The following is a 12243-nucleotide window of genomic DNA, read 5'->3' as shown; positions in this document are numbered from 1 at the left end:
GACCGGTCTTCTGGCCGGTTCTTGGAATAGTTTCGGGCCGGGCGCTGGAGGTGACGCGTTCAATCCTGTCAGGCCTGACAAGAATCGAGGCTAGTATCTGATCGGATATTCATCAAGAAAAAATATATGCAAATATTAAATTTTGTAACTGTTTGATTTTTAATAAAAACATTAATACTTCACCAAAATGTGACACCCCTTCACCATTTTGACGCACTTGACAGGAAGCCAAATTGGTCAAGATTTTCTACGCAAAATCAGCTGTTTGTTTCCTGGCTGGAAGGCGCAGGCCGCGCCAGTGGTTTTCCAGGTTGCACCCGTTTGAACCACGCGGGTGACGGACCGGCCAGACAGACGGCGCACCAGGGTGCCCACCCCACCCTCGTCGTCGCGCTGAAGAATGCCCTTGCAAGACAGTGAGTTACCTCCGGTTGGCGGCGGCCGCCGGGAAGGCGCGGGCTTTCCCGGCACGTTTGTTGAAAACGCAGGCCACAACCGCCTGGCCGGACCGGAGGAGCAGTACTGCTGGTGTGTGTACTCCGGCCATCGCGGCAGCCCGATGAGCGACAACTACAAGAAAAAAGACCTGGAGAACCCCATGCAACAGAGCAGATCGCAAGTGGTCGAGCAGCATGGCCTGTTCGAGCTCGACGCCGGCAGCGACGTCCTCGACAGCCCCCGCTACAACCACGACATCGCCCCGACCAAGGTGCACCAGCGCACCTGGAACAAATGGCACATCACCGCGCTGTGGGTGGGCATGTCCATCTGCGTGCCCACCTACACCCTCGGCGGCGTGCTCACCGCCTACTTCGGCCTGAGCGTGGGCGAGGCGCTGCTGGCGATCCTGCTGGCCAACCTCATCGTGCTGATTCCGCTGACCCTCAACGCCTTCCCCGGCACCAAGTACGGCATCCCCTTCCCGGTGCTGCTGCGCGCCTCGTTCGGCATCTTCGGCTCCAACGTGCCGTGCCTGATTCGTGCCGTGGTGGCCTGCGGCTGGTTCGGCATCCAGACGATGTTCGGCGGGCTGGCCATCCACCTGTTCCTCGGCTCGCTGTTCCCCGAGTGGAAGGCGCTGGGCGGCACCGGCGAGGTGATCGGCTTCATGCTGTTCTGGTCGCTGAACCTGTGGGTGGTGCTGCGCGGCGCCGAGTCGATCAAGTGGCTGGAGACGCTATCGGCGCCGCTGCTGGTGGCGGTGGGTGTCGGCCTGCTGTTCTGGGCACTGCCGCACATGTCGATGAGCGAACTGCTGGCGCAGCCGCCCAAGCGCCCCGAGGGCGCCAGCGTGGTCGGCTACTTCTGCGCCGGGCTTACCGCGATGGTCGGCTTCTGGGCCACGCTGTCGCTGAACATCCCCGATTTCAGCCGTTACGCGAAGAGCCAGAAGGACCAGATCCTCGGGCAGATCTTCGGCCTGCCGCTGACCATGTTCCTGTTCGCTTCGCTGGGCGTGATCATGACCGCCGCTTCCGCCTCGCTGGTGGGCCAGACGGTGTCCGACCCGGTGAGCCTGATCGGCCATATCCAGAGCCCCGGCTGGGTGGCCCTGGCCATGGCGCTGATCATCATCGCCACGCTGTCGACCAACACCGCGGCCAACATCGTCTCGCCCACCAACGACTTCCAGAACATTGCCCCGCGGCTGATCGGGCGCAACCGCGCGGTCTGGCTGACCGGCTTCATCGGCCTGGCGCTGATGGGTCACGAGCTGCTCAAGAAGCTCGGCTGGATCGTCTCCGACCTGAGCCTGGAGAGCGTGTACTCCAACTGGCTGCTGGGCTACTCCAGCCTGCTCGGTCCGATCGCCGGGATCATGGTGGTGGACTATTTCCTGGTCCGCCGTCAGCACCTGGACCTGGCCGGGCTGTACCGCGACGACGTGTACCCGGCCTGGAACTGGGCCGGGTTCGTCGCCTTCGGCGTGCCGGTGGCGCTGACCGTGATGGCCATCGGCAACAGCAGTTTCAGCTGGTTCTACGACTATGGCTGGTTCACCGGCTCGCTGCTCGGCGGCGGGCTCTACTACGCCCTCGGCGGCCTCGCGGTGCGCGGACCGGCGCGGCTGGCCAAGCCGTTGCCTTGATGCACTGCAGCTCCCACGTGATGCCAAAAACAACAGCCTGAGGAGATACCCATGACCACCCTCGCCAAGGAAGTCCTGCAATCGAGCAAGCAGCACATCGACAGCGCCCGCCTGTGGCAGTCACTGATGGACCTCGCCCGCCTCGGCGCCACGGCCAAGGGCGGCGTCTGCCGCCTGGCGCTGACCGACCTCGACCGCCAGGCCCGCGACCTGTTCGTGCAGTGGTGCGAAGCGGCCGGCTGCACGGTGAGCATCGATGCGGTCGGCAACATCTTCGCCCGCCGCCCCGGGCGCAACGCCAAGCTGCCGCCGGTGATGACCGGCAGCCATATCGACACCCAGCCCACCGGCGGCAAGTTCGACGGCTGCTTTGGCGTGATGGCCGGGCTGGAGGTGATCCGCACCCTCAACGACCTGGGCGTGGAGACCGAGGCGCCGCTGGAGGTGGTGGTGTGGACCAACGAGGAAGGCTCGCGCTTCGCCCCGTGCATGATGGGTTCGGGGGTGTTCGCCAACAAGTTCACCCTCGAGGAGACCTTGGCCAAGCGCGACGCCCAGGGCGTGAGCGTCGGCGAGGCACTGAACGCCATCGGCTACGCCGGCAGCCGCGTCGCGACCGGCCACCCGGTGGGCGCCTATTTCGAGGCGCACATCGAACAGGGCCCGATCCTCGAGGACCAGCACAAGACCATCGGCGTGGTGCTCGGCGCCCTCGGCCAGAAGTGGTTCGACCTGGCCCTGCGCGGCGTCGAGGCCCACGCAGGTCCCACACCGATGCACCTGCGCAAGGACGCCCTGGTCGGCGCCGCCGCCGTGGTCGAGGCGGTCAACCGCACCGCCCTCGCCCACCAGCCCCATGCCTGCGGCACGGTCGGCTGCCTGCAGGCCTATCCCGGCTCACGCAACGTGATCCCCGGCGAAGTGCGCATGACCCTGGATTTCCGTCATCTCGAAGGCGAGCAACTGGACGCGATGATCGCCGAAGTGCGCCAGGTGATCGAGGCCACTACTGCAAAACACGGGCTGAGCTACGAGCTGGTACCCACCGCCGACTTCCCGGCCCTGTACTTCGACAAGGGCTGTGTCGAGGCGGTGCGCGACTCGGCGCGCAACCTGGGCCTGGCGCACATGGACATCGTCAGCGGCGCAGGCCACGACGCGATCTTCCTCGCCGAGCTGGGCCCGGCCGGGATGATCTTCGTGCCCTGCGAAGGCGGCATCAGCCACAACGAAATCGAGAACGCCGCCCCTGGGGATCTCGCGGCCGGTTGCGCGGTGCTGCTGCGGGCGATGCTGGCGGCGTCGGAGGCGATTGCCGGCGGACGATTGGCGGCCTAGCAGGCGATAAAAGGACCGCGCGGGCTTGGCCCGCGACGCAGGCAACGAGGTGCATGGCACAGGCGGTACCGCTGTTGGCGGGGCAAGCGCGTGTTACACATGCACCTTCCAAGAACCCTGGCTGAGCCCGGAGCAGGCCACTGGCCGCAAAATTCCCGCGTGCGGCGGTATACTCGCCAGCTTTCGAACCGCGCCCGGGAATCCGCCATGCAGCAAGTCCTGCTCATCGTCGATGTGCAATCCACCTTCAGCCCCTCCGAGAAACTGGTGGATGGCATCCGCGTGCTGTCGGCGCACATTCCCACCATCGCCTCGATCGAGCTGCACGACGAGCAGGCCACCCCGTTCCAGCGCCAGCTCGGCTGGCACCCGGCCGCAGAGGATGTGGCCCTGGTCGAGGCGGACAAGGTGTTCATCAAGCATGGCTATGGCCAGACCGCCGAGACACTGGACTACATCAAGCAGCTGGGCGTCGAACGCGTGCTCGTGTGCGGGCTGCAGACCGAAACCTGCGTGCTGGCTGCCGGCTTCGCCCTGTTCGATGCAGGCCTGACGCCGACACTGGTCACCGACCTGACCATGGGCTCCTCGCTGGACCGTTCCGGTCAGCTGGGCATCGACCTGTGGAAACACCACTTCGGCCACGTCACCACCGCCGCCGAAGTGCTGGCAGGGCTGCGCGCCCCGCGAGACAACCCATGACCCCCAAGCGCGTATTGATCGTCGAGGACGACGCCGATGGTGCAAGCATCCTGGAGGCCTACCTGAAGCGCGACGGTTTCGAGGTGGACATCGCCGAGGACGGCGCCCGCGGGCTTGCCCTGTTCCGTCAGCGCACGCCGGCGATCGTGCTGCTGGACATGATGCTGCCAAAAATGTCCGGCCCGGAGCTGCTGACCGAGATCCGCCGCAGCGCCGACACCCCGGTGATCATGGTCACCGCCATCGGCGACGAGCCGGACAAGATCGGCGCCCTGCGCTACGGCGCCGACGACTACGTGGTCAAGCCCTGCAACCCCAAGGAGGTGGTGGCCCGGGTACACGCGGTGCTGCGCCGCTACGGCGCGCCGGCAGGCAATCGCCAGCGCCTCGAGTGCCAGGGCGTCTGGGTCGATGCCGAGCGCTTCGTGGCCGGAGTACGGACCTGCGATGGCGAGGAGCAGGTGCTCGACCTGACCCGTTCGGAACTGCTTCTGCTCGCCGCGCTGCTGCGCACACCGACCAAGGCCTTCAGCCGCGAGGAACTGCTTGAGCTGTGCATGCCCGAGAGCGATGCGCTGGTGCGCATCATCGACACCCACGTGCACAACCTGCGGCGCAAGCTCGAAGCCCTGGGCATCAGCGGCGTGCTGGTGACCGTGCGCTCCGTTGGCTACCGGTTCCGCTGACCGCCCATGCGCAAACGTCCGCTGTGGCTGTGGGTCGGCCTGAGAATGACCCTGCTCGCCGTCGGCGCGGTGATCACCATCACCGTGTGCATGTACCTGTACTTCTGGATCAGCGACTACCTGGTGCTGCAGTCGATGCGACCAGAGGACCGCGCCGCGCTGCTGGCCGGCCTTGCCGATGTGCCGCGCAACGAGTCCAGGCTGTGGCAGTTGCTGCAGACGTACTACGACATCCACGACTTTCTTCCCGGCCCCGGTAACAGCATCGACTGGCTGGTGCTCTACGGCTTCGTCATCGTGGTCATTCCGTTCACCTTGATGGTCGGCCTGTACCTGTCCAGGCCGCTGTCCCGGCAGTTCCGCCAGATCGCCGTAGGGGCACGGCGGGTGGCCGAGGGCGACCTCAGCGTGCGGGTCAGCCAGCACCCGCGCCAGCCCAAGGAAATGCAGCGCCTGTGCACCGACTTCAACAAGCTGGTCGAACGCCTGGCGCTGTACGAGAGCGAAGTGGCCGAGTCGAGCTCCAACCTGGCCCACGAACTGCGCACCCCGCTCAATGCCGCCCTGGGTCGGGTGCAGGGCATGCTCGACGAGGTGTTCCCGCTGTGCCCTGAGCAATTGCGCCTGGTGCAGAACCAGCTGTACAACCTCAACACCCTGGTGGGCGACCTGCACCTGCTGTCCCTGGCCCATGCCGGGCAGCTGCCCCTGCACATCAGCCTGTTCTCCCCGGCCAGGCTGGTCGAGGAGCGCCTGGCCTGGTTCGCGCCGCAGTTCGAGGCCGCCGGAATGCAGTTGCACACGGCGCTTGCCGATGACGTGGTGATCGAGGCCGACCCGGCGCGGATCGGCCAGCTGATCAACATCCTGATCGAGAATGCCCTTAAATATGCCTCCGACGGCCGCGAGCTCAGCGTCGCCGTGCGCCAGGGCAAAGGCTGCGTGCAGCTGGAATTCCTTGATCGTGGGCAAGCGGTCGAGCAGAAGGACCTGGGCAACATGTTCGTGCGCTTCTGGCGCGCCGAACAGTCGCGGGCGCGGGTCAGCGGCGGCGGCGGCCTGGGCCTGTCGATCGCCCAGGCGATCTGCGAGGCCCATGGTGGCCGCATCACCGCACATCGCCGGAGCGAGGGGGGGCTGGCACTGCAGGTGACATTACCTCTGGTCACGACAGCCTGAAGGCTTGACACGTTGCCGTGTAGCAGCCGCCTTGCACCGCGAAAGGGCTGCGCAGCACCGCAAAAAACGCACCCGATCACCAACGCAGCAGTCGAGGCCCTGCCACCGCCCCGACGACGGTCGGCAACAACATCCCCAGCAGGTACCACAGCCCCCAGAACGGTACTCCCATTTCCGGGCAGTGCAGGCAGTACACGAGGGTCGCGGTGGATCCGGCGAGCAGCCCGCCAGCTGCGCCGGCCTGGCGCAGCCGGGTCGGTGCCAGGCCGCGCAGGGCCCAGAACACGGCGGCGAACACGGGGGCCGAGAGCAGGGCGATGTTCAACGCGCAGGTGCGCCAGGTGCGGCCGAAGATCAGGTCGGCGCGGGCCTCCACCGGCGCGCCAGCCAGGCTGACGGCTGCCCCCAGCCATACCAACAGCAGCGGCAAGCCGAGCCATCCCCACAGTGCGCCACCGCGCACCCCCGGCCTGGCCAGGCGTTGGGTCAGCCACAGGGCCAGTATCCCCAGGCTGGTGGGCAAGGCCAGCTTGGCCCAGAACAGCGGCGTGCGCGCCACCTCGGCCAGATCGCTGCGCACGCCATAGATGGCAACGGTCATCAGCAACGCGCCCAGCATGCCGGCCAGCAGCGCCAGCAGCAGGCGGCGCGCCAGCACGTGACGATCCACCGGCTCTGCGGCAGCTGCCAAAAGGCTGATCAGCTCATCGGTCTTCATGGTCATCTTTACCTCGAATCAACCTTCCCAGGGCCTTGAGCCCCCGGTGTATGCCCACCTTCACCGCCGAACTGGACAGCCCGGTAAGACGCGCGGTTTCCTCCACCGACAGCCCTTCCAGCTTGACGTGGACGATGGGCAGCCGCTGGCGGTCGGGCAACTGTCCGAGCAGCTTGTTCAAGTCCCGGCGGGCCTCGGCCGGCTCTTCGTCGCCACAAGCGAACAACTCGCTGTCATCCTCCAGCAGCTCGTGACGCGACTCGCGCCGGGCCTGGCCGCGCCAGTGGTCGGCCAGCTTGTAGCGGGCGATTGCCTGCACCCAGGCGGTCAGCGGTTGCTGCGCCTGGTAGGTGTGACGGGCATTGTGTACCGCCAGCAGCACCTCCTGCAGCAGGTCCTCGACCTCGGCCGGTCGCTGCGCCAGGCGCCGCCGCAAAAAACCGCGCAGGTGCACCGCCAGCGCGCCGAGAAATTCGCGATAGGCCCCGGCGTCACCGGCCAGCCCAAGCAACAGCAGGGCCTGCAAGTGTGACTCGCGTGCACTGAGCACATCCTGTGGGTTAGTTCGTTGCATCGGCAGCCAGGGTTACACCGTCAATGGGTTTCTTTTTTATCCAACCATCGCCGCAACGCCCTGCGCAAGCACCGACGCCACCTCCTTACCTTAGGAGGCCGGCGCAGGTGGCGAAAAATATTTTCGCAGGCGCTGTAACCGCCTCGCCCATCACCGCGAACTACTCCATGAGCCGCCGGTACATCGCCACGGCCCCACCTTCTGGAGACGACACCATGAAAACCCTCGCCCTCGCCACCGCCGCCCTCGCCCTCGCCTCCCTGGCAGGGGCAGCCGTGGCCGATGACACCACCAAGGCGGCCACCATGGAGAAATGCTACGGCGTGGCCATGGCCGGCAAGAACGACTGCAAGGCCGGCGCCGGCACCACCTGCGCCGGCAGCGCGAAAAAGGACAACGACGGCATGCACTGGAAAAACGTGCCGACCGGTACCTGCACCTCGATCAAGACCCCCAACGGCATGGGTTCGCTGACCCCGGTCAAATCCTGAGCAGAGGCCATCGACCATGAACGGGAATCAGCCGATGGGCGCAGGGCTCGGCTTGAAGGCCGAGCACTATGACCAGGCCTGGGCCTGCCACGCCGAAGGGTTGTGGTTCGAAGTCCATCCGGAGAACTACATGGTCGGTGGCCCTCGTCTGGCCTGGCTGGCGCTGATGGCCGAGCGCCATCCGCTGTCGCTGCACGGCGTGGCGCTGTCACTGGCGGCGGATGCCGAACCTGACGCCACGCACCTGCGGCGCCTGCGTACCCTGATCGACCAGGTACGCCCGGCCCTGGTGTCGGAGCACTTGGCCTGGTCGACCTGGCGCGGCCAATATCATCCAGACCTGCTGCCCTTTCCACGCAGCGACGAGGCCCTGGCCCGTATTGCCGACAACATCCAGCGCACCCAGGACGCTTTGGGCTGCCACATCTCCATCGAGAACCCCAGCCATTACCTGCACTTGCAGGGCCATGACCTGGATGAGATCGACTTCCTTGCCGAGCTGGTGCGACGCACCGGCTGCGGCCTGTTGCTGGACGTCAACAATGTGTACGTCAGCGCCCACAATCTCGGCTTCGATGCCGCCGACTACCTCGCCCGCTTCCCTGCCCAGGCCATCACCGAGATTCACCTGGCCGGGCACAGTCACGACGACCAGGGCGCACTGCTGGTCGATTCCCACGATGCCGCCATCGCTGCGCCGGTGTGGTCGCTGTACCAGCAGTTGATCGCCCGCATCGGTCCGCGCCCGACCTTGATAGAACGCGACGGCAACATCCCGGCGTTCGACGAACTGCTCGCCGAACGCGCCCTCGCCCAGGCCACCCTGGACCTGGCAGGAGCCTTGCCATGAACCTCAGCCTCGGACAGTTCCAGAACGCCTTCACCGACGCCCTCTATCAGCGCCCCGCGCCTGAGCTGTCGGCACTGACCGCGCAGCCCGCGTTCGCGGTGTATCGCAACACGGTGCTGGCCGGTTGCGTCGAGGCCCTGCGCGCCAACTTTCCCAGCGTCGAGACCCTGGTCGGGCAGCAATGGATGCACGACGCCGCCGCGGAATATGCCCGGCAATCGCCGCCCTGTGATGTGCGGATGATCCGCTATGGCGCGGCGTTTCCGGCATTTCTCGAGGCGTTGCAGCCCGTCCATGGACTGTGCTACCTGGCGGATGTCGCACGGCTGGACTTCGCCTGGTGCGAAGCGTTCAGCGCCGACGACGATCCGTGGCTGAGATTGGCCGACCTGGCCGGCATGACCGCCTCGGACCTCGAACACAGCCAGTTGAGCCCGCGATCCGGCGTGCGCTGGCACTGGTTCGACCAGCATCCTGTCTACAGCCTCTGGCAGCACGGCCGCGATGGCAGGCCCTGGCCCGAGGACCAGCCCTGGGTGGCCGAAGGCGCCCTGCTCAGCGGCGACCGCGAAGGCGTCGTCCACCAGCCGTTGAGCCTGGGGGGATGCATCTTCCTTGATGCCTGTGCCGCCGGCTACCCATTGGACAAGGCCTCGCAGTTGGCCCTGCACGCCCAACCCAACCTGGACTTCAGTGACCTGCTGGGCAGGCTGCTGAATGCCCGGGCCTTGCGCCCGCTCGCCTTCACCTGAGGAACACGCCATGGACATCAGCCACGCCAGTTCATCGCCCCACGGCCTGCGTTTTTACTGGAACCGCCTCGCCGAACAGCTGCAACGCCTGCTTGGCGACAGCGTCCTGTGCCTGGTCGCCCGCCTGGGCATCGCCTCGATCTTCTTTCTGTCCGGTCGGACCAAGGTCGAAGGCCTGCTGAGCATCACCCCCGGCACCTACGAGCTGTTCCAGAGCGAGTACGCCTTGCCGCTGGTGTCACCCTGGCTGGCGGCGCACCTGGCGACCTACGCCGAGCACCTGTTCCCACTGTTGCTGGTGCTCGGCCTGTTCACCCGGCTGTCAGCCCTGGCCCTGCTGGGCATGACCCTGGTGATCGAGATCTTCGTCTATCCGGACGCCTGGCCCACCCACCTTTCCTGGGCCGGCCTGCTCCTGCTGCTGATCGCCCGGGGCGGCGGTGCACTGTCCCTGGACCGGGTATTGCGCTTGCGTTAAGAAAAAGGGTCGCCAAGCGACCCTTTTCATTCATTCGAGCGACTCGGCTCAGAGCCCTGCCGCCCGCGCCCGCGCCGCGCGCAGCTTCTTGTAGCTCTCCACCAGGCGCAGGTGGCGATCCAGTCCCTCGAGCTGCAGGTTGGTCGGCGTCAACCCATGGAACCGGACGCTGCCGTCCACCGAGCCCAGCACCGCGTCCATCCGCTCATTGCCGAACATGCGACGGAAGTTGTGCTCGTAGTCGGCCATCTCCAGCTCATCGTCCAGCACCACCTCCAGCACCACGTTCAACGCCTGGTAGAACAGCCCGCGCTCGACGGTGTTGTCGTTGAACTGCAGGAACATCTCGACCAGCTCCTTGGCCTCCTCGAAACGCTGCAGCACCAAGTGGATCAACAGCTTCAGCTCGAGGATGGTCAGCTGGCCCCACACCGTGTTGTCGTCGAACTCGACGCCGATCAGCGTGGTGATGGTGGTGTAGTCATCCACCTCGGCGTTGTCCAGGCGCTTGAGCAGCAGCTTCAGCGAACGATTGTCCAGCTTGTGCAGGTTGAGGATATCGGCACGGAACCCCAGCGCGCGGTTGGTGTTGTCCCAGATCAGGTCCTCGACCGGGTAGATCTCGGAATAACCCGGCACCAGGATGCGGCAGGCGGTGGCGCCAAGGTCGTCGTACACGGCCATGTACACCTCCTTGCCCAGGTCCTCGAGGATGCCGAACAGGGTCTGCGCCTCCTGCTGGTTGGAGTCCTCGCCGTGCCCCGAGAAGTCCCACTCGACGAACTCGAAGTCGGCCTTGGCGCCGAAGAAGCGCCACGACACCACGCCGCTGGAGTCGATGAAGTGCTCGACGAAGTTGTTCGGCTCGGTCAGCGCGAGGCTGTCGAAGGTCGGCTGCGGCAGGTCATTCAGGCCCTCGAAGCTGCGGCCCTGGAGCAACTCGGTAAGGCTGCGCTCCAGCGCCACCTCGAAGCTCGGGTGGGCGCCGAACGAGGCGAACACCCCGCCGGTGCGCGGGTTCATCAGGGTCACGCACATCACCGGGAACTCACCGCCCAGCGACGCGTCCTTGACCAGCACCGGGAAGCCCTGCTCCTCCAGCCCCTGGATGCCGGCGACGATGCCCGGGTACTTGGCCAGCACTTCCTGAGGCACGTCCGGCAGGCACAGCTCGCCTTCGAGGATCTCGCGCTTGACCGCCCGCTCGAAAATCTCCGACAGGCACTGCACCTGCGCCTCGGCCAGGGTGTTGCCGGCGCTCATGCCGTTGCTCAGGTACAGGTTCTCGATCAGGTTGGACGGGAAGTACACCGTCCCGCCGTCCGACTGGCGCACGAACGGCAGCGAGCAGATGCCACGCTCCTTGTTGCCCGAGTTGGTGTCGTACAGGTGCGAGCCGCGCAGCTCGCCGTCGGGGTTGAAGATCTGCAGGCAGTGCTCGTCGAGGATCTCGGCCGGCAGCGCGTCCTTGGGTCCTGGCTTGAACCACTGCTCGTTGGGGTAGTGCACGAACGCCGCGTTGGCGATGTCCTCGCCCCAGAACTGGTCGTTGTAGAAGAAGTTGCAGTTCAGCCGCTCGATGAACTCGCCCAGCGCCGAGGCCAGCGCCGCTTCCTTGGTCGCGCCCTTGCCATTGGTGAAGCACATCGGCGACTGCGCATCGCGCACGTGCAGCGACCAGACATTGGGCACGATGTTGCGCCAGGAGGCGATCTCGATCTTCATCCCCAGGCCCGCGAGGATCGCCGACATGTTGGCGATGGTCTGCTCCAGCGGCAGGTCCTTGCCCGGGATGTAGGTGCTGGTATCCGACACCGGCATCAGCAGCGCCTGGGCGTCGGCGTCGAGGTTGTCGACCTGCTCGATGATGAACTCGGGGCCGGTCTGCACCACCTTCTTCACGGTGCAGCGATCGATGGAGCGCAGGATGCCCTGGCGGTCCTTCTCGGAGATGTCCTCGGGCAGCTCGACCTGGATCTTGAAGATCTGGTTGTAGCGGTTCTCGGGGTCGACGATGTTGTTCTGCGACAGGCGGATGTTCTCGGTCGGAATATCGCGGGTCTGGCAGTACAGCTTGACGAAGTACGCCGCGCACAGCGCCGACGACGCCAGGAAGTAGTCGAACGGCCCCGGGGCCGAGCCGTCGCCCTTGTAGCGGATCGGCTGGTCGGCGATCACCGTGAAGTCGTCGAACTTGGCTTCGAGACGAAGGTTGTCGAGAAAATTGACCTTGATTTCCATGCGCAGGGGTACCAAAAGCGGGCGGGAACGGATAAATGGCGGGCATTATCCGGGATTTTTGCCGGAAAGTGTTGGCCTGCGACGAGCTGGGGATTGCTGCCCCTCGCAAAAGCCAGCCGTGCTTACTACGCTGGGTCATCGACAG

12 protein-coding genes are annotated in these 12243 nt (G+C 65.7%); 9 read left to right on the top strand and 3 right to left on the bottom strand.

The window, feature by feature from the left end:
* The first annotated feature begins 598 nt into the window (after positions 1-598).
* From ACVWZ5_RS07965 to ACVWZ5_RS07945, 5 genes are all read left to right on the top strand, one after another.
* Positions 599-2089, top strand: coding sequence for an NCS1 family nucleobase:cation symporter-1 (locus tag ACVWZ5_RS07965; protein WP_186600319.1), 1491 nt, complete (start codon positions 599-601; stop codon positions 2087-2089).
* A gap of 51 nt (positions 2090-2140) precedes the next feature.
* The gene (locus tag ACVWZ5_RS07960; RefSeq protein ID WP_457340528.1) at positions 2141-3427 is read left to right on the top strand and encodes a Zn-dependent hydrolase; all 1287 of its coding nucleotides are present in this window, start codon (positions 2141-2143) and stop codon (positions 3425-3427) included.
* A 207-nt stretch (positions 3428-3634) separates the two neighbouring features.
* Positions 3635-4129 (top strand): cysteine hydrolase family protein, encoded by a 495-nt coding sequence (locus tag ACVWZ5_RS07955; RefSeq protein WP_062359445.1) that lies wholly within the window; start codon positions 3635-3637, stop codon positions 4127-4129.
* Positions 4126-4815 (top strand): response regulator transcription factor, encoded by a 690-nt coding sequence (locus ACVWZ5_RS07950; RefSeq protein ID WP_186600317.1) that lies wholly within the window; start codon positions 4126-4128, stop codon positions 4813-4815. The genes ACVWZ5_RS07955 and ACVWZ5_RS07950 overlap by 4 nt, the downstream gene beginning before the upstream one ends.
* Before the next feature lie 6 nt (positions 4816-4821).
* Positions 4822-5994: an ATP-binding protein gene (locus ACVWZ5_RS07945; protein WP_457340527.1), complete on the top strand. Its 1173-nt coding sequence runs from the start codon at positions 4822-4824 to the stop codon at positions 5992-5994.
* Between the two features lie 76 nt (positions 5995-6070).
* On the opposite strand, the gene ACVWZ5_RS07940 is transcribed toward ACVWZ5_RS07945, so the two are convergent.
* Positions 6071-6712: a DUF1109 domain-containing protein gene (locus ACVWZ5_RS07940; RefSeq protein WP_062574512.1), complete on the bottom strand. Its 642-nt coding sequence runs from the start codon at positions 6710-6712 to the stop codon at positions 6071-6073.
* Entirely contained in the window at positions 6699-7286 is a 588-nt protein-coding gene (locus ACVWZ5_RS07935; protein WP_062574513.1) for a sigma-70 family RNA polymerase sigma factor, read from the bottom strand. The genes ACVWZ5_RS07940 and ACVWZ5_RS07935 overlap by 14 nt, the downstream gene beginning before the upstream one ends.
* A 215-nt stretch (positions 7287-7501) precedes the next feature.
* Here ACVWZ5_RS07935 and ACVWZ5_RS07930 point away from each other — a divergent pair, with 215 nt between their 5' ends.
* The 4 genes from ACVWZ5_RS07930 to ACVWZ5_RS07915 are packed head-to-tail and all read left to right on the top strand — an operon-like array spanning position 7502 to position 9857.
* Positions 7502-7777, top strand: coding sequence for a BufA1 family periplasmic bufferin-type metallophore (locus ACVWZ5_RS07930; RefSeq protein WP_457340526.1), 276 nt, complete (start codon positions 7502-7504; stop codon positions 7775-7777).
* 16 nt (positions 7778-7793) lie between these two features.
* On the top strand, positions 7794-8627 hold the full coding sequence (bufB, locus tag ACVWZ5_RS07925) for an MNIO family bufferin maturase (RefSeq protein WP_457340525.1): 834 nt from the start codon (positions 7794-7796) through the stop codon (positions 8625-8627).
* Entirely contained in the window at positions 8624-9379 is a 756-nt protein-coding gene (locus ACVWZ5_RS07920; protein ID WP_084941473.1) for an HvfC/BufC N-terminal domain-containing protein, read from the top strand. Before bufB ends, ACVWZ5_RS07920 begins: the two co-directional genes overlap by 4 nt.
* A 10-nt stretch (positions 9380-9389) precedes the next feature.
* Positions 9390-9857: a DoxX family protein gene (locus ACVWZ5_RS07915; RefSeq protein WP_096049848.1), complete on the top strand. Its 468-nt coding sequence runs from the start codon at positions 9390-9392 to the stop codon at positions 9855-9857.
* A 48-nt stretch (positions 9858-9905) separates the two neighbouring features.
* On the opposite strand, the gene ACVWZ5_RS07910 is transcribed toward ACVWZ5_RS07915, so the two are convergent.
* Entirely contained in the window at positions 9906-12098 is a 2193-nt protein-coding gene (locus tag ACVWZ5_RS07910; RefSeq protein ID WP_457340524.1) for an OsmC domain/YcaO domain-containing protein, read from the bottom strand.
* Positions 12099-12243 lie beyond the last annotated feature (145 nt).

The organism is Pseudomonas sp. TE6283 (genome assembly GCF_054060555.1).
The sequence above is the reverse complement of the archived record's forward strand: the minus strand, read 5'-3'. Positions and strand labels throughout refer to the sequence as shown.